Source organism: Kitasatospora setae KM-6054, from assembly GCF_000269985.1.
Taxonomy (GTDB): Bacteria; Actinomycetota; Actinomycetes; order Streptomycetales; family Streptomycetaceae; genus Kitasatospora; species Kitasatospora setae.
In genome coordinates, this window is record NC_016109.1 from 5,466,098 (window position 1) to 5,483,417 (window position 17,320).

General features: G+C 72.1%; 18 protein-coding genes. 5 read left to right on the plus strand and 13 right to left on the minus strand.

Going from position 1 to position 17,320, the window contains the following annotated elements:
• The first annotated feature begins 35 nt into the window (after nt 1–35).
• Nucleotides 36–1,094: an SIS domain-containing protein gene (locus KSE_RS24370; RefSeq protein WP_014138017.1), complete on the plus strand. Its 1,059-nt coding sequence runs from the start codon at nt 36–38 to the stop codon at nt 1,092–1,094.
• A 432-nt stretch (nt 1,095–1,526) separates the two neighbouring features.
• Entirely contained in the window at nt 1,527–3,047 is a 1,521-nt protein-coding gene (locus tag KSE_RS24375; protein WP_081539598.1) for a sensor histidine kinase, read from the plus strand.
• A 430-nt stretch (nt 3,048–3,477) separates the two neighbouring features.
• Here KSE_RS24375 and KSE_RS24380 read toward each other — a convergent pair whose 3' ends face one another.
• Both KSE_RS24380 and KSE_RS24385 read right to left on the minus strand, forming a co-directional pair.
• Entirely contained in the window at nt 3,478–3,729 is a 252-nt protein-coding gene (locus KSE_RS24380; protein WP_014138019.1) for a WhiB family transcriptional regulator, read from the minus strand.
• Between the two features lie 343 nt (nt 3,730–4,072).
• The gene (locus KSE_RS24385; RefSeq protein WP_014138020.1) at nt 4,073–5,044 is read right to left on the minus strand and encodes a diacylglycerol/lipid kinase family protein; all 972 of its coding nucleotides are present in this window, start codon (nt 5,042–5,044) and stop codon (nt 4,073–4,075) included.
• A 51-nt stretch (nt 5,045–5,095) separates the two neighbouring features.
• Here KSE_RS24385 and KSE_RS24390 point away from each other — a divergent pair, with 51 nt between their 5' ends.
• Nucleotides 5,096–5,524 (plus strand): hypothetical protein, encoded by a 429-nt coding sequence (locus KSE_RS24390; protein ID WP_014138021.1) that lies wholly within the window; start codon nt 5,096–5,098, stop codon nt 5,522–5,524.
• Nucleotides 5,525–5,638: 114 nt separating this feature from the next.
• On the opposite strand, the gene KSE_RS24395 is transcribed toward KSE_RS24390, so the two are convergent.
• From KSE_RS24395 to sodN, 6 genes are all read right to left on the minus strand, one after another.
• Entirely contained in the window at nt 5,639–6,622 is a 984-nt protein-coding gene (locus KSE_RS24395; protein ID WP_081539600.1) for an RNA polymerase sigma factor SigF, read from the minus strand.
• Nucleotides 6,623–6,758: 136 nt separating this feature from the next.
• Nucleotides 6,759–7,172 (minus strand): ATP-binding protein, encoded by a 414-nt coding sequence (locus tag KSE_RS24400; protein ID WP_014138023.1) that lies wholly within the window; start codon nt 7,170–7,172, stop codon nt 6,759–6,761.
• Between the two features lie 171 nt (nt 7,173–7,343).
• Complete coding sequence (locus KSE_RS24405; RefSeq protein ID WP_014138024.1) at nt 7,344–7,823, minus strand: GNAT family N-acetyltransferase; 480 nt, start codon at nt 7,821–7,823, stop codon at nt 7,344–7,346.
• A gap of 179 nt (nt 7,824–8,002) precedes the next feature.
• Entirely contained in the window at nt 8,003–8,977 is a 975-nt protein-coding gene (locus KSE_RS24410; RefSeq protein ID WP_014138025.1) for a DUF1648 domain-containing protein, read from the minus strand.
• On the minus strand, nt 8,974–9,321 hold the full coding sequence (locus tag KSE_RS24415) for a GntR family transcriptional regulator (RefSeq protein ID WP_014138026.1): 348 nt from the start codon (nt 9,319–9,321) through the stop codon (nt 8,974–8,976). Before KSE_RS24415 ends, KSE_RS24410 begins: the two co-directional genes overlap by 4 nt.
• A 163-nt stretch (nt 9,322–9,484) precedes the next feature.
• Nucleotides 9,485–9,880, minus strand: a complete 396-nt coding sequence (gene sodN, locus KSE_RS24420; protein ID WP_014138027.1) for a superoxide dismutase, Ni — start codon at nt 9,878–9,880, stop codon at nt 9,485–9,487.
• 104 nt (nt 9,881–9,984) lie between these two features.
• Here sodN and sodX point away from each other — a divergent pair, with 104 nt between their 5' ends.
• The gene (sodX, locus tag KSE_RS24425) at nt 9,985–10,404 is read left to right on the plus strand and encodes a nickel-type superoxide dismutase maturation protease (RefSeq protein ID WP_014138028.1); all 420 of its coding nucleotides are present in this window, start codon (nt 9,985–9,987) and stop codon (nt 10,402–10,404) included.
• Nucleotides 10,405–10,610: 206 nt separating this feature from the next.
• Here the strand turns inward: sodX and KSE_RS24430 are convergent, their stop codons facing one another.
• From KSE_RS24430 to KSE_RS24450, 5 genes are all read right to left on the minus strand, one after another.
• A complete protein-coding gene (locus KSE_RS24430) occupies nt 10,611–11,201 on the minus strand; it encodes a CGNR zinc finger domain-containing protein (protein ID WP_014138029.1) in 591 nt (196 codons plus the stop codon).
• A gap of 166 nt (nt 11,202–11,367) precedes the next feature.
• A complete protein-coding gene (locus tag KSE_RS24435; protein ID WP_033260289.1) occupies nt 11,368–12,120 on the minus strand; it encodes an amino acid ABC transporter ATP-binding protein in 753 nt (250 codons plus the stop codon).
• A gap of 47 nt (nt 12,121–12,167) precedes the next feature.
• A complete protein-coding gene (locus KSE_RS24440) occupies nt 12,168–13,208 on the minus strand; it encodes an amino acid ABC transporter permease (protein ID WP_014138031.1) in 1,041 nt (346 codons plus the stop codon).
• A gap of 35 nt (nt 13,209–13,243) precedes the next feature.
• Entirely contained in the window at nt 13,244–14,197 is a 954-nt protein-coding gene (locus tag KSE_RS24445; protein ID WP_014138032.1) for an ABC transporter substrate-binding protein, read from the minus strand.
• 273 nt (nt 14,198–14,470) lie between these two features.
• Nucleotides 14,471–15,427 carry an ABC transporter substrate-binding protein gene (locus tag KSE_RS24450; RefSeq protein WP_014138033.1) on the minus strand — a complete coding sequence of 319 codons (957 nt, stop codon included), beginning with the start codon at nt 15,425–15,427 and terminating at the stop codon, nt 14,471–14,473.
• 564 nt (nt 15,428–15,991) lie between these two features.
• Here KSE_RS24450 and KSE_RS24455 point away from each other — a divergent pair.
• The gene (locus KSE_RS24455; protein ID WP_014138034.1) at nt 15,992–17,185 is read left to right on the plus strand and encodes an NAD(P)-dependent malic enzyme; all 1,194 of its coding nucleotides are present in this window, start codon (nt 15,992–15,994) and stop codon (nt 17,183–17,185) included.
• Nucleotides 17,186–17,320 lie beyond the last annotated feature (135 nt).

Genomic DNA, 17,320 nt, shown 5'->3' on the forward strand with positions numbered 1-17,320 from the left:
CGGGGTAGAACCATCTCTCCACGGAGGCACCCCCGATGTCCGACCCGCAGACTGTTTCCGTACCCGGCAGGATCATGTCGGCGGAGATGGCCGAGCAGCCGGCCGTCCTGCAGCGCATCCTCGACGAGGGCGCGCCCGCGATCCGTGAGATCGCCGCGCAGATCGCCGCCCGCAACCCGCGCTTCGTCCTGCTGACCGCCCGCGGCACCTCCGACAACGCCGCGCTGTACGCCAAGTACCTGATCGAGGTGCTGCTCGGCAAGCCGGCCGGCCTGACCTCGATGTCCACCACCACCGCCTACGGCGCCAAGCCGGACCTCACCGACTGCCTGGTCATCACGGTCAGCCAGTCCGGCGGCTCGCCCGACCTGGTGGCCTCCACCAAGGCGGCCCGCGAGGCCGGCGCGATCACCCTCGCGGTCACCAACAACGCGGCCTCGCCGCTGGCCGAGGTCTCCGAGTTCCACATCGACGTGCTGGCCGGGCCGGAGAAGGCGCTGCCCGCCACCAAGACCTACACCGCCGAGCTGCTGGCGCTGTACCTGTTCGTCGAGGGCCTGCGCGGCGGCGACGGCTCCGCCGCCAAGGTGCTGCCCGAGCTGGCCTCCGCCATCCTGGCCCGCCAGGGCGAGGTCAAGGACCTGGCCGAGCGCTACCGCTTCGCCCAGCGCCTGGTCATCACCTCGCGCGGCTACGGCTACCCGACCGCCCGCGAGGCGGCGCTCAAGCTGATGGAGACCACCTACATCCCGGCCTCCCCGTTCTCCGGCGCCGACCTGCTGCACGGCCCGCTGGCCATGGTCGACAACGTCTCGCCGGTCATCGCGATCGTCCCGGACGGCAAGGGCGGCGAGGCCCTGCAGCCCGTCCTGGACCGCCTGCGCGGCCGCGGCGCCGACCTGGTCGTGATCGGCCAGCAGGGGCAGGTCGACGCCGCCAGCGCGGGCTTCGCGCTGCCGGCCGGCGTGCCCGAGGAGGTCCAGCCGATCCTGGAGATCCTGCCGCTGCAGCTGCTGGCCTACGAGGTCACCATCGCCCGCGGCCAGGACCCGGACGCCCCCCGCGCGCTCGCCAAGGTCACCGAGACCCACTGACCCCACCCGGGCGGCCCAGCCGGCCCGGAGCGCGAAGAAGCCGCCCCCGCGAGTGCGCGGGGGCGGCTTCGCCGTGTCCGGGCCCCTGCGCCGGAGAGCCGGACACGTGCGGGGAGGGGAACGGGTGGAACGCGGGGCTGGCCGCCCGGGGGCGGAAAACACTACGGGCCACGGCGCCGACACAGGACCCTCAACCTGTGCGGCACCGTAGCCCGGAGCTGTATGCCGGAGGCGGGGACCGTCCGAGAGTTGTGCGGGACCCTCGAACGACGCCTCCGACCGAGGAGGGGCCGCGCGCGGTCAGGGCAGTTGCGCGGGGGGCCTCTCCTTGGTGCATGTTCATTGTGGACTAGACCAATTGTGGTTGTCCAGAGGGTCGCCGCGATTGGTCTGGACAACGTGGGCCGAGACGGTCGGCGCTACCCTCACGGTGTGCCCTCGTTGAACGAACTCGTCCGCCGCCACACCACCCTCACCGGTGCCGACGTGGAGTGGCTGCACCTCCTGGTCTCGGAGTGGCAGCTGCTCTCCGACCTCTCCTTCGCCGACCTGGTGCTGTGGATCCCCACCTGGGACGGCATCCGCTACGTCTCGGTGGCCCAGATGCGGCCCAACACCGGCCCCACCTCGTACCAGGACGACATGGTCGGCCACCTGGTGCCGCGCGGCCGCCGCCCGCTGCTGGACGCCGCCTACGACGAGGGGCGGATCGTCCGCGAGGGCGACCCGGAGTGGCGGGAGGAGGTGCCGGTGCGGGTGGAGTCCATCCCGGTGCGACGGGACGGCAAGGTGCTCGGCGTGATCGCCCGCAACACCAACCTGCTCACCGTCCGCACCCCCAGCCGGCTGGAGCTCACCTACCTGCAGAGCGCCTCCGACCTGGCCCAGATGATCGCGGCCGGCACCTTCCCCTACCCCGGCGCCGAACAGGCCGACATGGACGCCGCGCCGCGGGTCGGCGACGGCCTGATCCGGCTCGACGCCGAGGGCGTGGTCACCTACGCCAGCCCCAACGCGCTCTCCGCCTACCACCGGCTCGGCCTCACCACCGACCTGGTGGGCAGTCACCTCGGCCGGAGCACCGCCGAACTGGTCCCGCCCAGCCGCGGCGCCGTGCACGAGGCCCTGGTCAAGATGGCCAGCGGCTGGGCGCCCCGGCAGACCGAGATCGAGGCCCAGGGCGGCGTGGTCACCCTGCGGACCATCCCGCTCAAGCCCAAGGGCACCCCCACCGGCTCCCTGGTGCTCTGCCGCGACGTCACCGAACTGCGCCGCCGCGACCGCGAGTTGATGACCAAGGACGCCACCATCCGGGAGATCCACCACCGGGTCAAGAACAACCTGCAGACCGTCGCCGCCCTGCTCCGCCTGCAGTCCCGCCGGATGGACTCGGACGCCGGCCGGGCCGCCCTCGACGAGGCCGTCCGCCGGGTCGGCTCGATCGCCATCGTGCACGAGACCCTCTCGCAGGCCCTCGACGAGTCGGTCGCGTTCGACGAGATCGCCGACCGGGTGCTCGCCATGGTGATGGAACTCTCCCAGGACGGACGGGTGGTGACCCGCCGCAGCGGCTCCTTCGGCATCCTCTCCGCCGAGGTCGCCACCCCGCTCGCGATGGTCCTCACCGAACTCACCCAGAACGCCCTGGAACACGCCTTCGGCCCCAGCACCTCCGGCAACCTGGAGGTCAGCGCGCTGCGCGGCCGCGCCCCGGCCGGCGGCAAGGGCTGGTCCGACACCTGGAACAACGGCGTGCGGCCCGAGGAGTACCTGCTGATCACCGTCCAGGACGACGGCCGCGGCATGCCCGAGGGCTTCGACCCGCAGACCGCCGGCAACCTCGGGCTGCAGATCGTCCGCACCCTCGCCACCGGCGAACTCGGCGGCACCTTCGACATGGTGGCCGCGCCCGAGGGCGGCACCAAGGTGGTGCTGGAGATCCCCGTCCGCTAGCGCGCCCCGCCGACACCGCGCGCGGGGCCTGCGGCCGGTACGGGGTCCTGCCGGTGCGGGGCTCCCGCCGGGCCGGGGCTGGCTCGCGCCGGGCCGGGCCCGCGCCGTGCCGGGCCCGGAGACAGAAACGAGGCCCCGCCGACCGGGGGGGTGGGTCGGCAGGGCCTCTCGACCCGGTCCGGCCGTCGGGGGGAGTCGGCCGGAACGGGGGCTTCTGGTGTGGCGCGACGCCCGCCTCCGTGCGTTGCACACGGTGAGCGCCACAGGCCAACAATATTGCTCTAAGTGAACAGTATCAAGTGCCTGGACGGCTCGCGTCGTCGGCCCCGCGGATCGAGCGGGGCCCGTTCGGGAAGGCTCGGCCGGCCAAACGCGGCCGAACCCTTGATCGTGAGTTGATCCGTACTGCTCTGACGTGGTGTCAGCTGTTTCAGGCGGTGCGGGCCCGGTTGCGGGCGGCGCGGCGCTTCATCGCACGACGCTCGTCCTCGCTCATGCCGCCCCAGACGCCGGCGTCCTGGCCGGTCTCCAGTGCCCACTGCAGGCACTGCTCCATCACGGGACAGCGGCGGCACACGGCCTTGGCTTCCTCGATCTGCAGCAGAGCAGGGCCGGTGTTCCCGATCGGGAAGAACAGCTCCGGGTCCTCTTCGCGGCAGACAGCGCGGTGGCGCCAGTCCATGGTCGTCCAACTCCTCCGGTCGTCGGGTGGTGGCCCCGGCGACTCACTCGAATGGCTTGTGAATGTGAACGCTTTCACGAATCCCGCAACAGCAAAAGGGACCTAAGGCCCATCGGGCCCGGGCGGTCTGTGCTGAGGGGGGTTCGGCGATTCGTTGGGCCCTCCCGCGGTGTCCCGCTGTGGTGTCCCGATCGCCATGTAGAGGTTCGCAAACCTCGAAGCCGGATACAACCCCCTTCGGCAAGAAATTTTTGATTCTTCGGTGTCGCCTACCTCACAGGCAGTACTTCTATGGGGTGAAGGGGCTCGAACGTTCGAGTGCAAGGCGACGACCCCCTTCTGGTCACACAATCACACGCAGTGCCCGTCGTACGCCTGTGAAACTGACGCGACTCCTGTCTCCAAGGTGGTCCCCGTCGACCTGAAACGGGGCCGGTTCCTCTGAAACCAAGGTGAAGTGCCGAACGTCGTGATAGGAGACGAGGTGTTTCCCGGCGGGGCCGGCCGGGCGTTCACCCCCCTCCGCGGCGGGCAGCGGACGGAGGATCTGACGGACCGTCCGGGCCGTCCGGAACGCGGTCATTCGAGTGATGCCGAAGATGTCCAGATCGGTTTCGAAGGACGCGGAGGGCGAGGGGAAGACCGGACGGGAACCCAGGAACGTCCACGGTGAAGTGTTCGAGACTATGGCCATCACCATGCCCGGAACCGGCTCCTGGCCATGGATCTCCAGGGAGATCGGCCCCGAACGGCGGTGTTCACGTTCGGTGACGTAATGCCGGAGCGCCTCGACGACATAGAGCGCGTGGGTGGATTTGCGCCCCGCCCGACGCTGGCGCTCCACCCGGCCGACCACGCCCGCGTCGAAACCCAGGCCCGCGGTGAAGGTGAACCAGCGGTCCGGCAGCCCGTCGGTCAGCGCCTTGCCCAGGCCGATCGCCCGCTCCCGGCGGTCCGCCAGCGCGTCCAGCAGCGCGCCGGTCGCCTCCACCGGATCGTTCGGCAGGCCGAGCGCCCGGGCGAACACGTTGGTCGAACCGCCCGGCACCACCGCCAGCCGCGGCACCCGCTCGCCCGGCCCGTGCGCCAGCAGGCCGTTCACCACCTCGTTGACCGTCCCGTCGCCCCCCAGGGCCACCACCAGGTCGACGGTGCCGTCCTCGGCCGCCTGCTGGGCCAGGTCGCGGGCGTGGCCGCGGTACTGGGTCTGCGCGACGTCCAGCTTCAGGTCGCTGCGCAGGGCATGGATCAGGACGTCCCGGGTCCGGCCACTGGTGGTGGTCGCCTTCGGGTTCACGACCAGGAGAGCGCGCATGGTGATCAGCCTACGACCCGCCCGGCACGAGCCCACCGCTACCCTGGCCAGGTGACCGTCGAAACCGCCTCCACCCCCGCTGCCGCCGCCCGGCCCGCCCCGCTGCTCGTCGGCGCGGCGCTCACCGCGCTGGAGGGCGCGGCGATGGCCGGCTGGGGCGTCTACAACCTGCTGTCCGGCTTCCTCGGGGCCGACGCCGACTTCGGCCGCGCCGAGCTCGGCGGCGCCGTCCTGCTGCTGATGGGCCTGCTGCCGGTGCTGGCCGCCCGCGCGCTGCTGCGCGGGCAGCGCTGGGGCCGCAGCCCCGCCGTGCTCACCAACTCCATCTGCCTGCCCGTCGCGTACTACATGTGGCAGTCCGGCGGCGTGATGGCCGCCGTCGGCGTCGCCGTCGGGCTGCTCGGCCTGGCCGGCATCGTCGGCCTGCTCAACCCGAAGGTGACCGCCGTGCTGTACGGCACCCCCGACGACCCGCGGTAGGGCCTGGCAGGGGCCCGCGCGGCCCGCGCGGCTCGTACGACGCGGTAGGGCCCGTCCCCGGGTGGGGAACGGGCCCTACCGCGTTCGGGCTTCAGGCGCGGGCGCCCGGCCGGCTCACTCCTCGACCAGCAGCTTCTCGCGCAGCTGCGCGAGGGTGCGGGCGAGCAGCCGGGAGACGTGCATCTGGGAGATGCCGACCTCGGCCGCGATCTGCGACTGGGTCATGTTCCGGAAGAACCGCAGCACCAGGATCTTCTGCTCCCGGGGCGGCAGTTGGGCCAGCAGCGGCTTCAGCGACTCGCGGTACTCGACGCCCTCCAGCGCCTCGTCGGTGGCGCCCAGGGTGTCCGCCACGGCCGGCGACTCGTCGTCGCTGTCCGGGACGTCCAGCGAGAGCGTGGAGTACGCGTTGGCGGACTCCAGGCCCTCCAGCACGTCCTCCTCCGAGATGCCCAGGTGCTCGGCCAGCTCGTGCACCGTCGGCGACCGGCCGTGCCGCTGGGACAGCTCGCTGGTCGCCGTGGTCAGCGACAGCCGCAGCTCCTGCAGCCGGCGCGGCACCCGGACCGCCCAGCCCTTGTCGCGGAAGTGCCGCTTGATCTCGCCGACGATGGTCGGCGTCGCGTACGTGGAGAACTCCACCCCGCGCTCGTGGTCGAACCGGTCCACCGACTTGATCAGGCCGATGGTGGCGACCTGGGTCAGGTCGTCCAGCGGTTCGCCGCGGTTGCGGAAGCGCCGGGCCAGGTGCTCCACCAGCGGGATGTGCATCCGGACCAGCTGGTTGCGGATCTCCACCCGCTCCGCCGACCCCTCCGGCAGCTCGGACAGCCGCACGAACAGCGCCCGGGCCGCCTCGCGGTCCGGGGCGCCGCTGCGGTGCCCCTGCGCCGGCACGGTGGAGCGGACGGCCTCGGCCGCCGCCACCGGGGCGTCGTCGGCCGCCGCCGGGCTGCCGCCGGCCGGGGTGCCGTCGGTCAGGGCGTCGTCGGTCGTGGCGCCGTCCGCCGGAGCGCCGTCCGCCGCGGGCGGGACGACGGGCTCGGCAGCGGGCGCCGGCTCGGGCCGCTCGGGCTTCGGATCGGTCGGCTGGCTCATCCGGTGGGAGTCCTTCGGGAGGGCATCGTCAGGTGTGGCGGTGCGGGCGACGCTCGCCTGCGGCGGTACGACGGCAACTGTGCGGTCCAGATCACTCACGGCGATCACCCGTTCCGTTCCGAGAACACGTCACTGGCTACGGCTGGCCCGGCGACCCGCCGCGCTTCTTGTGCAGGCTGATGGAGACCGTGTTGTCCGGAGCGACCACCGAGTCGACCTCGCCGGCCAGCGCGGAGAGCACCGTCCAGGCGAAGGTGTCCCGCTCCGGGGCCCGGCCGTCGGTGGTCGGAGCCGACACGGTCACCCGCAGCGCGTCGCCCACCAGGCGGAACTCGCAGCTCAGGATCGAGCCCGGCACCGCCTGTTGGAGCAGGATCGCGCACGCCTCGTCCACCGCGATCCGGAGATCCTCGATCTCGTCCAGGGTGAAGTCGAGCCGTGCCGCGAGACCGGCCGTCGCCGTCCGCAGCACCGAGAGATAGGCGCCCGCCGCGGGCAGCCGGACCTCAACGAAGTCCTTCACTCCGGGCTCGCCGTCGATCTGGGACACCCTCACCTCCTGGGTGGCGCACGGTGCTTGCGGCCGGGGAGCTGCCAACACCACTACTGGCTCGGTTCAACTGCCTTGTGCCCCGAGACGTTACCGCGCCCGGGGTCGGTCTGTCGTGATCTCGCACCACCGTCACGGGAACGAGGGATCACCGTTCGAACAGGGGCCTGCTCAGCGCGGCCCGGAACCGAGCTCGGCGAGCGCGCCGTCGGTCAACCGGAAGACCGTCCACTCGTCCATCGGCACCGCGCCGAGCGACTTGTAGAAGCCGATCGACGGCTCGTTCCAGTCCAGCACCGACCACTCCAGGCGCTGGTAGCCGCGCTCCACGCAGATCCGGGCCAACTCGGTCAGCAGCGCCTTGCCGTGACCGCCGCCGCGCTTCTCCGGGCGGACGTACAGGTCCTCCAGGTAGATGCCGTGGGTGCCGCGCCAGGTCGAGAAGTTCCGGAACCAGAGCGCGAAACCGACCCGCTCGCCGGACTCCTCCTCGGCGATCAGGCCGAACACCGCCGGGTGCTCGCCGAACAGCGCGTCGCGCAACTGCTCCTCGGTGGCCTTCGCGTCGGACAGTGCGCGCTCGTAGTCGGCCAGTTCGCGGATCATGGCGTGGATGAAGGGGACGTCGTCGGGAGTCGCGGTGCGGATCATACGGTCGAGCGTACTCATCTCACCCCTTCATCCGGAATGGGCTTTATGCCCGGGGCAGCACCGCCGGAAACGGTCTCCGGACGGTGTGCCCCGGGCGGGAAGGGAGTTGGGGGCGCGCGGGTCCTTTCGCGGGTTTTCTGTGGGTCCTTGCGCGAGCTCGGGTGAGGCGGGCCGGCTGGTCAGGCGGGGCGGCGGGCGAGCAGCGCGTTCAGCAGGGCCGCGCCGCGGGCGGCGTCGCCGACGCTCACCGCGAAGTCGTGGCCGTTGCCCCGCAGCCGCACCACCAGGCACTCGCCGGAGCGCAGCATCACCGTGGTACCGAGGCCGTTCAGCCGGTAGCCCCAGCCGCCGACCTGGGCCGCGCTGCGCTGCTCGACCCGGGCCGACTCCAGCGCGTCCAGCGCCCAACGGCGGGTCGGCAGGCCGAACGGGCCCAGCGCCACCTCCAGGCCCTCCGCCGACACCCGGGCCCGCACCGACGAGCAGCAGGCGGTCGCCAGGCCGGCCACCGCGAACGTCGCGAACAGCGGCCAGCCCCACGACGCCCCGAACAGGCCGGTCGCCGAGCCCACCAGCGCCACCACCGCCACCGAGCCGCTCACCAGCGCGATGCCGCGCAGCGACGGGCTCACCGCCCACGAGAACCACACCGCGCGCTCGCTCTCGGCCAGCTCCAGCACCGGCCCGGCCGGCACCGGGGCGGCGGCGGCCGCCGACAGGCCGCGCCCGGCCAGCAGCCGCACCGCCGCGGCGGTCAGCGCCGCCGCGGCCAAGACGCCCAGCAGCCAGCCGAGCGGCAACTCGGCTTCGTGCCAGTCGGCCTGGTCCAGGTTGGCGCGGACGGCGGCCGTCTGCAGGCCGAGGAACAGCACCCCGCCCGCCAGCAGCCCCGCCAGGCTCCACACCCGCAACAGCGGATCGGCCCGGCGCAGCCCCAGCACCGCCCAGATCAGCGCCGGCACCAGGCAGGCGGCCCAGAACGGCATCGAGCCGTTCGCGCCGCCGGCGCCGCCCCAGTGGGTGGCCACCGGGTCCGGCAGCCGGTCCGCGACGGTCAGCGGCAGCGCGGCGGTCAGCACCGCCGTCCCCGCCACCCAGAGCGCCGGCCACGGCAGGCCGCTGCGCTTCGTGCTCGTGGTCTCCCGCCCGGTCACGGTATCTCCTTGATCATCTCGATGAGTTCGGCCCTGCTGTACCCGCTCCGCGCCGCCTCCGCGACCAGCGCGCGGGCCTGCTCCAGCAGCCCCGAGCGCCGCTCCGCGCCGTCCGCGACGGTCACGCCGCGCCCCCGGCGGAACTCCAGCAACCCGTCGTCCCGCAGGTCGCGCAGCCCGCGCAGCACGGTGTTCACGTTGACGTCGAGCGCCTCGGCGAGCTCCTTCGCCGAGGGCAGCCGGTCGCCCGGGCGGCACTCGCCCTCGGCGACGGCACGGCGGACGGCGGCGGCGACCTGCTCGTGCAGCGGCCGGGTGTCCTTGGTGTCCAGTCTCAGCAGCATGGTGCTAATGAAAATAGCACCATTCGCTTCATGGGGGAACGGCGGGATCCTGCCGGGGGTGGGTGGGGGCGGGTGGGGGCGTGGCCGGTCGGGGCCGGAAACGCGGGACACCCGGCCGCCAGCTGGGCTGGCGACCGGGTGTCCGGTGTGAACTGGTGGCGCGTCAGGCCTTCTTGGTCTCCCAGAAGATCGCGTCGATCTCGGCGATCAGGTCCAGCAGGGCCTGGCCGGTGGCCGGGTCGGTGGACGCCTTGGCGGCCGAGGCGGCCTTGCCGGCACGGTTGAACAGGTCGTGCAGGCCCGGGTAGGCCTCGAAGTGCGGGGCCTTGAAGTAGTCGGTGTGCAGCACCGAGAGGTGGTGCTTGACCAGCTCGGCGCGCTCCTCCTTGATGACGATGGCGCGAGCACGGAACTCGGCGTCCTCGTTGGCCTGGTACTTCTCCTGAGTCGCCTTCACGGACTCGGCCTCGATGCGGGCCTGGGCCGGGTCGTACACGCCGCAGGGCAGGTCGCAGTGGGCCTGGGCGGTGACTCGCGGAGCAAACAGACGAGAGAACATGGGGGTCCTTCCTTAGATCGTCTTCCCGCGCCCGACATTACCCTCACGTCGGGTCGAAATCGCCGTCGCCCCGGTGGCCTAGGGCAAAAGAAGGAGTTCGAATCGTGCGATATGGGACAGCGTTCGGCATCGCCGACATCGCCGGCCCGTCGATGCGCCGACTGCTCTCGGACGGCGACCGGGTGCTCGTGCGCTACGGCGCCCCGCTGCGACCGGGGGCGATCGCGCTGTTCCGGCACCCGCTGCGGCAGGACCTGCTGGTGGTCAAGCGCGCGGCGGAGCGCCGGCCGGGCGGCTGGTGGATGCTCTCCGACAACCCGCTGGTGCGCACCGACAGCCGCGAATACGGCCCGGTGCCGGACGAGTTGGTGCTCGGCCGGGTGCTGCTGCGACTCGCCCCCCGGCCGTCCTGGCTGGCCCCGGGGCGGCGGCTGGAGCGCCTGCTGGAGCGCCTGCTGCGGGGGCGGGCGCGGTGGGTGGCCGAGCGCTTCGGCGTCAGTGTTCCGTTCGACGACACCTTGTGACGCGGCACCTGGTGACGCGACATCGGTGATGCGGCAATTCATGACGCGACAACCAGTGGCACGTCATCGATGACGTGCCAACCAGTGACCTGACATCTTGTGATGCGTCATCGATCACGTGTCATCGATGACGCGGCAACTCATGACGCGACATCGATGCTGCGACACGGATGCCGCGACATCGATGCCGTGACACCGATGAGGGGTCACACCCCCTGAGTCGCCAGCGCGCGCTGTGCCTCCTGGCGCTTGCGGGCCCGGTACGCGGCGACGTTGGCGCGGGTGGCGCAGCGGTCGGAGCAGTAGCGGCGGGAGCGGTTGGTGGAGGTGTCGAGGTAGGCGTTGCGGCAGGGGGCGGCCTGGCAGATGCCGAGGCGGTCGACGCCGAGGCCGGTGAGGTGGATGGCCAGGCCCATGCAGGCGACGGCGGCGTAGTTGGCGGCCGCGGTGGGGGAGTTGTCGGCGAGGTGCAGGTGCCAGTTGGGGCGGCCGGTGTCGTCCAGGTCGTCGTGGCCGGAGACCAGCGGGCTGACGGGGTACTCGACCATCAGGCTGTTGAGCAGGTCGACGGCCCGGACGTCCTCGCCCTCGGCGGCGGCCTCGAAGACCCCGCGCAGCCTGGTCCGGACGGTGCGCAGCCGGGGCAGGTCGGCCTCGTCGGCGAGGGCGGCGGCCCGGGAGGGGCCGCCGAAGAGGGCGCGGACGGCGTCGACCGAGGTGAGGTCGTCGGTGCCGCGGTCGGGTTCCTCGCTGTTGACCAGCCGGACGGCGAAGTCGGCGTACGAGGCGAGCTCCACGGGAGTCCTTCCGGCCGGGGTGTAACGGGTCGAATGACTCCAGGGTATTACAGGTGCGGCCGGACGTGCCGGTGCCCGCCGTGCGCGGGGGCGCGGGGCGGGCACCGGGGGCGTACCGGGAGCACGGCGGGCGTGCGGTGGGTGTGCGGGCGGGCGTGCGGGCGGGTCAGAGCACCTTGGAGAGGAACGCGCGGGTGCGCTCGTGCTTCGGGTCGCCCAGCACCTCGCGCGGGTGGCCGGACTCGACGACCACGCCGCCGTCCATGAAGACCAGCGCGTCGCCGACCTCGCGGGCGAAGCCCATCTCGTGGGTGACCACGATCATCGTCATGCCGTCCTCGGCGAGGCCGCGCATCACGTCGAGCACCTCGCCGACGAGTTCGGGGTCGAGCGCCGAGGTGGGCTCGTCGAACAGCATCAGCTTGGGCCGCATGGCCAGTGCCCGGGCGATGGCGACGCGCTGCTGCTGGCCGCCGGAGAGCTGGGAGGGGTAGCTGCCGGCCTTGTCGGCCAGGCCGACCCGTTCCAGCAGGGCCGTCGCCCGTTCCCGGGCCTCGGCCCGGTTCTCCTTCTTGACCCGCAGCGGGGCCTCGACGATGTTCTCCAGCGCGGTCATGTGCGGGAACAGGTTGAAGCGCTGGAACACCATGCCGATGTCCTGGCGCTTGAGGGCGACCTCGCGGTCCTTCAGCTCGTAGAGCCGGTCGCCCTTCTGCCGGTAGCCGACCAGTTCGCCGTCGACGTACAGCCGGCCGGCGTTGATCTTCTCCAGGTGGTTGATGCAGCGCAGGAAGGTGGACTTGCCGGAGCCGGACGGTCCGACCAGGCAGAACACCTCGCTCGGCCGCACCTCCAGGTCGATGCCCTTGAGCACCTCGACCTGGCCGTAGGACTTGTGCACGCCCTCGGCCCGGACCATCGGGTGGTCGGGGGCGGCCTGCGGCTTGGACAGGTCGGTCAGCTCGGTCATGCGTCCTTCCCTCCGTCCGGGGTCCCGCCGTTCGGGCCCCCGCCGTCCGCTGTCCCGCCGTCCGGTGCCCCACCGTCGGTCTTCGAGGGCGGCGACCCGGCGGCCGTCCGCGCGGCGGGTGCGCGGCCGGTGAAGAGCGCGCGGGCCCGTTGCAGCGGGGTGGGCGGCAGTGTCCGGTTGGCGCCGCGGGCGAAGTGGCGCTCCAGGTAGTACTGGCCGACGGTGAGGATCGAGGTCAGCAGCAGGTAGTAGATCGACACCGCGATCATCGCGGGGATCGGCTTGTAGGTGCGGGTGGCGATGTCGTGCCCGGCGGTGAACAGTTCGACCAGGGCGATCACCTGCACCAGCGAGGTGGTCTTCAGCATCGAGATGGTCTCGTTGCCGGTCGGCGGGATGATCACCCGCATCGCCTGCGGCAGCACGATCCGGCGCAGCGCGGTGGCCCGGCTCATGCCGAGCGCGTGCGCGGCCTCGGCCTGGCCCTCGTCCACCGACTGGATGCCGGCCCGGACGATCTCCGCCATGTAGGCGGCCTCGTTGAGGCCGAGGCCGAGCAGGGCGGCGGTGAACACCGGCACCAGGGTGTTGGACTCCTGGGACCAGAAGGCCGGGCCGAACGGGACGCCGAGCGAGATCTGCTTCCACAGCACGCCGATGTTGTTCCAGAACACCAGTTGGACCAGCACCGGGGTGCCGCGGAAGATCCAGATGTACAGCCAGGCGGTCCCGGAGAGCACCGGGTTGCGGGAGAGCCGCATGACGGCGAGCAGCACGCCGCCGACCACGCCCATCAGCATGGCCAGCGCGGTCAGTTCCAGGGTGGACCAGATGCCGTGGATGACGGTCGGGTCGCGCAGCACGGCGCCGACGAAGGCCCAGTCGAGCGCCTCGTTGGTGAACAGGACGTGCAGCAGCATCGCGGCGAGCACCGCGATGACGGCGACGGAGGCCCAGCGGCCGGGGTGGCGGACGGGGACGGCCTTGATGGCTTCGGGCCGTCCCCGGTCCGCCGACCCCTGGTCGGTCGTTTTCACGTGATTACCTCGTCGGGGGGTCGGGTGACGGGGCGTCAGCTCTGGGCGGCGTTGATCTCGGAGGTGGTGACGGCGCCGGCGGCCACGCCCCACTTGTCGAGGATGGTCTTGTAGGTGCCGTCCGCCATCAGCGACTTGATCGCGCCCTGGACGGCCGGGCTGAGCGGCGAGCCCTTGGCCAGGATCACGCCGTAGGGCGCGGAGTCGTAGGTCTCGCCGATCTTCTCCAGCTGGCCGCCGGTCTGCTTGAGGGCGTAGTCGACGACCGGGGAGTCGGCCAGCATGACCTGGTCGCGGCCGGAGACCAGGGCCTGGGCGACGTCGGTCTGCAGCGCGAAGCGGTCGCCGTCGTTCGGGATGGCGGGCTTGCCGGCCTTGGCGCAGGCCGGGTTGCGGGTGTCCTTGACCTCGTCGGCCTGGGTGGTGCCGTCCTGGACGGCGACCTTCTTGCCGCACAGGTCGTCCAGCGCGATCTTGTCCGGGTTGCCCTTCTTCACGGCGGCGGAGGTGCCGGCCGAGAAGTAGCTGACCATGTCGACCTGCTCCTGGCGGGCCTTGGTCACGGTGAAGGAGCTCATGCCGAGCTGGTACTTGTTCGACTGGATGCCGGGGATGATGTCGGTGAACCCGGCGCTCTGGAACTCGGCGGTCAGGCCCAGCTTCTGGGCGATGGCGGCGCCGAGGTCGACGTCCATGCCGACGATCTTGCCCTTCTCGTCCTTGAACTCGTTGGGCGCGTACGAGGTGTCGGAGCCGATCACCAGCTTGCCGGCGGACTTCAGGTCGGCCGGGACGAGGCCGGCCAGCGCCGGGTCGGCCGGGACGGGGGCGATCGCCTGGGTGGGGATCGGGGCGGCGCCCGAGGTGGTGGTGGTCGAGCCGACCGAGCTCCCGCAGGCGGTGAGCAGCAGCGAGCCGGCGGCCAGGGCGACGGCCGCGGCGAGCGGGCGGGAGGCGCGCGGGGTGCGCGGAGTGCGGGGAGCGGGCATGGGGGGATCTCCTCCGTGGGGATCGGACGGGGTGCCGCGCCGCGGGTGGAGCGGCGCGGTACAGCGTGGTCGGTGCTCGCCACCCTCCGCCGAGGTGACAGGTGGTTCCGATGTGTGGGGAATCCTGCCACTGTGGGTGAGAAATCGGAGCGCGCGGCAGATCAAAATCGGATAACAGGACTGCCCGATGTCCGCTATGCGGAACTTTTCCCTGATCATGTCACCCGATGCATAGCCATGCACCGGGTGACCGCCCCTCGGTCCGACGGCCCGTCAGAAGCTGCCGTTCACCACCGCGCTCTGCACCGCGCCGCCGCCCAGCCCCCACTTGGCCAGCACCTTGTCGTACTCCCCGCTGCGGATCAGCTGGTCCAGCGCCTTCACCATCGCGTCCCGCAGCGCGCTGTCCTCCTTGGCGAACGCGATCCCGTACGGCGCGACCTGCAACTCCGGGCCGACCACCTGGAACTGCCCGCCGGCCCGCCCGTTCTTCACCGCGTGCTGCGCCACCGGGGTGTCGTTCAGGTCCGCCGCCGCCTTGCCCTGGGCGACCAGCGCCAGCGCCTGGTCGTCGGTCTCGGTCTCGGTCACGGTCAGCTTCCGGCCGGTCTTCTGACAGGCCCCGACCTGCCGTTCCACCAGCACGGCCTGGACGGTGTCGCGCTGCAGGGCGACGGTCTTCCCGCACAGGTCGTCCAACTTGGCGATCTTCTGCGGGTTGCCCTTGGCGACCACGATCGAGGTGCCGGTGACGAAGTAGTCGACGAAGTCCAGGCCGTCGTTGACCTTGCGGGCCTGGTCGTCGGTGCCGTCCCGGCGCTGCGGGTTGTCGGTCATCCCGGACATCACCAGGTCGTACTCGTGGGCCTGCAGCCCCAGCCGCAGCCGGTCGAACGGCACGTCGCTGAACTGCACCTTCACGCCGAGCAGGCCGCCCAGCGCGTTGGCCAGGTCCACGTCCAGGCCGTCCGGGGCGCCGCCCTCCGCCTTGAAGCCGATCGGCGCGTACGTCAGGTCCGCGCCGATCCGCAGCACCCCCGCCGAACGTATCTGGGCGGGCAGCAGGGCGTGCAGGTCGGACGCCGAACCGGCGTCGCCGCCACCGCCGCCGGACGACGAGGAGGTGGCGGAGCACCCCGTCAGCAGCAGCGCGCCGGTCACCGCGGCGGCGGTCAGGGCGGCGGTCCGGTGCGGGGCGCGGGATCTGGCGGGGGGAGTGGCCGTCGACATCTTGGGTCCTCCTGTGGGAGAGGGGGGCGGGCCCCCGTCGCGCGCGCTGGTGTGCGCGACCTGGTGCGACGGGGCAGGACGCGGCCCGACGTGCGCGGGAACGTCCGGACAACGGTGGTCGAACACCGGATACTGCCATCCCACCCTGATGGATCGGGTCGCGGGTGTGTCAGAATCTGGTATCGGGTGACCCCCGACGCAGAACTCAGACCGCCGGTTCGCCACAGGGCCGGGGGCGCGGACGAACGGAAGCCCTCACCGGCTCCGTATCGGAAGCGCCGGTTTCCCCTCCGTGTCTGCGTTCACTCTTGCGAGTGCCCTGCGGACCCCTCGCTCATCAGGGGTCACGCGGACAAGAAGGACCCGGCACAGGTGCGGTGCCGACGTCCGGACGAACAAGCGCAGAACACCTAAACCCTCACCCGAGGGCGCCGCCCGACGGCAGCGCCCCGACCCGGACACGGGTACGCCACAGCCGGCGTGCCCGTACTCGCGCATTGCCGCGCGCCAGGGTCGAAGTCCGTCGGACGCGCGCCTTCGCCGATACATGACGAAGAGGTCATTGTGGCAGCGGAGATCATCACCGACACCCAGAGCACCGCCGATCCGGTCGACGCCGTCTTCGCGCTGCACCGCGGCGGCAAGATGGAGATCCGGGCGACCGTGCCGGTCCGCGACGCGGACGACCTGTCGCTCGCCTACACCCCGGGCGTGGCCCGGGTCTGCACCGCCATCGCCGAGCGGCCCGAGCTGGTCGACGACTACACCTGGAAGTCCAACACCGTCGCCGTGGTCACCGACGGCACCGCCGTGCTCGGCCTCGGCGACATCGGCCCGGAGGCCTCGCTGCCCGTGATGGAGGGCAAGGCCATCCTGTTCAAGCAGTTCGGCGGCGTCGACGCGGTGCCGATCGCGCTCGCCTGCACCGGCGTCGACGAGATCGTCGAGACCGTGGTCCGGCTCGCCCCGTCCTTCGGCGGCGTCAACCTGGAGGACATCTCCGCCCCGCGCTGCTTCGAGATCGAGAAGCGGCTCCAGGAGCGGCTCTCCATCCCGGTCTTCCACGACGACCAGCACGGCACCGCGATCGTCACCACCGCCGCGCTGTGGAACGCCGCCAAGGTGACCGGCCGCCAGGTCGGCGACCTGCGCGCGGTCATCTCCGGCGCGGGCGCGGCCGGCATCGCGATCGCCAAGATGCTGCTCGCCGCCGGCATCGGCGACGTCGCGGTCTGCGACCGCCGCGGCGTGGTCCACCAGGACCGCGAGGACCTCACCGACGTCAAGGCGGAGATCGCGGCGCTCACCAACCGGGCCGGCCTGCGCGGCAGCCTGGCCGAGGCGCTGAACGGCGCGGACGTCTTCATCGGCGTCTCCGGCGGCACCGTCCCGGAGGAGGTCGTCGCCACCATGGCGCCCGGCTGCTTCGTCTTCGCGATGGCCAACCCCACCCCGGAGATCCACCCCGAGGTCGCCCACCGCTACGCGGCGGTGGTCGCCACCGGGCGCTCCGACTTCCCGAACCAGATCAACAACGTGCTGGCCTTCCCGGGCATCTTCGCCGGCGCGCTGTCCGTCCGGGCCGGCCGGATCACCGAGGGCATGAAGCTCGCCGCGGCGAAGGCGCTGGCCGGCGTGGTCGCCGACGAGCTGACCCCGCAGAAGGTCATCCCGTCGCCGTTCGACGAGCGGGTCGCCCCCGCCGTCACCCGCGCGGTCGCCGAGGCCGCCCGGGCGGAGGGCGTCGCGCGGGCCTGACCCGCGGGAGCACGGCCGTGGGGCCCGCCACGGGACGGCAGCGCAGCCGTTCCCGGGGCGGGCCCGCGCCGTTCCGGGGGCGGGTGGCCCGGCCACAACACCGGTGCGCGGAAAGCAATATGGGCACCTTCACAG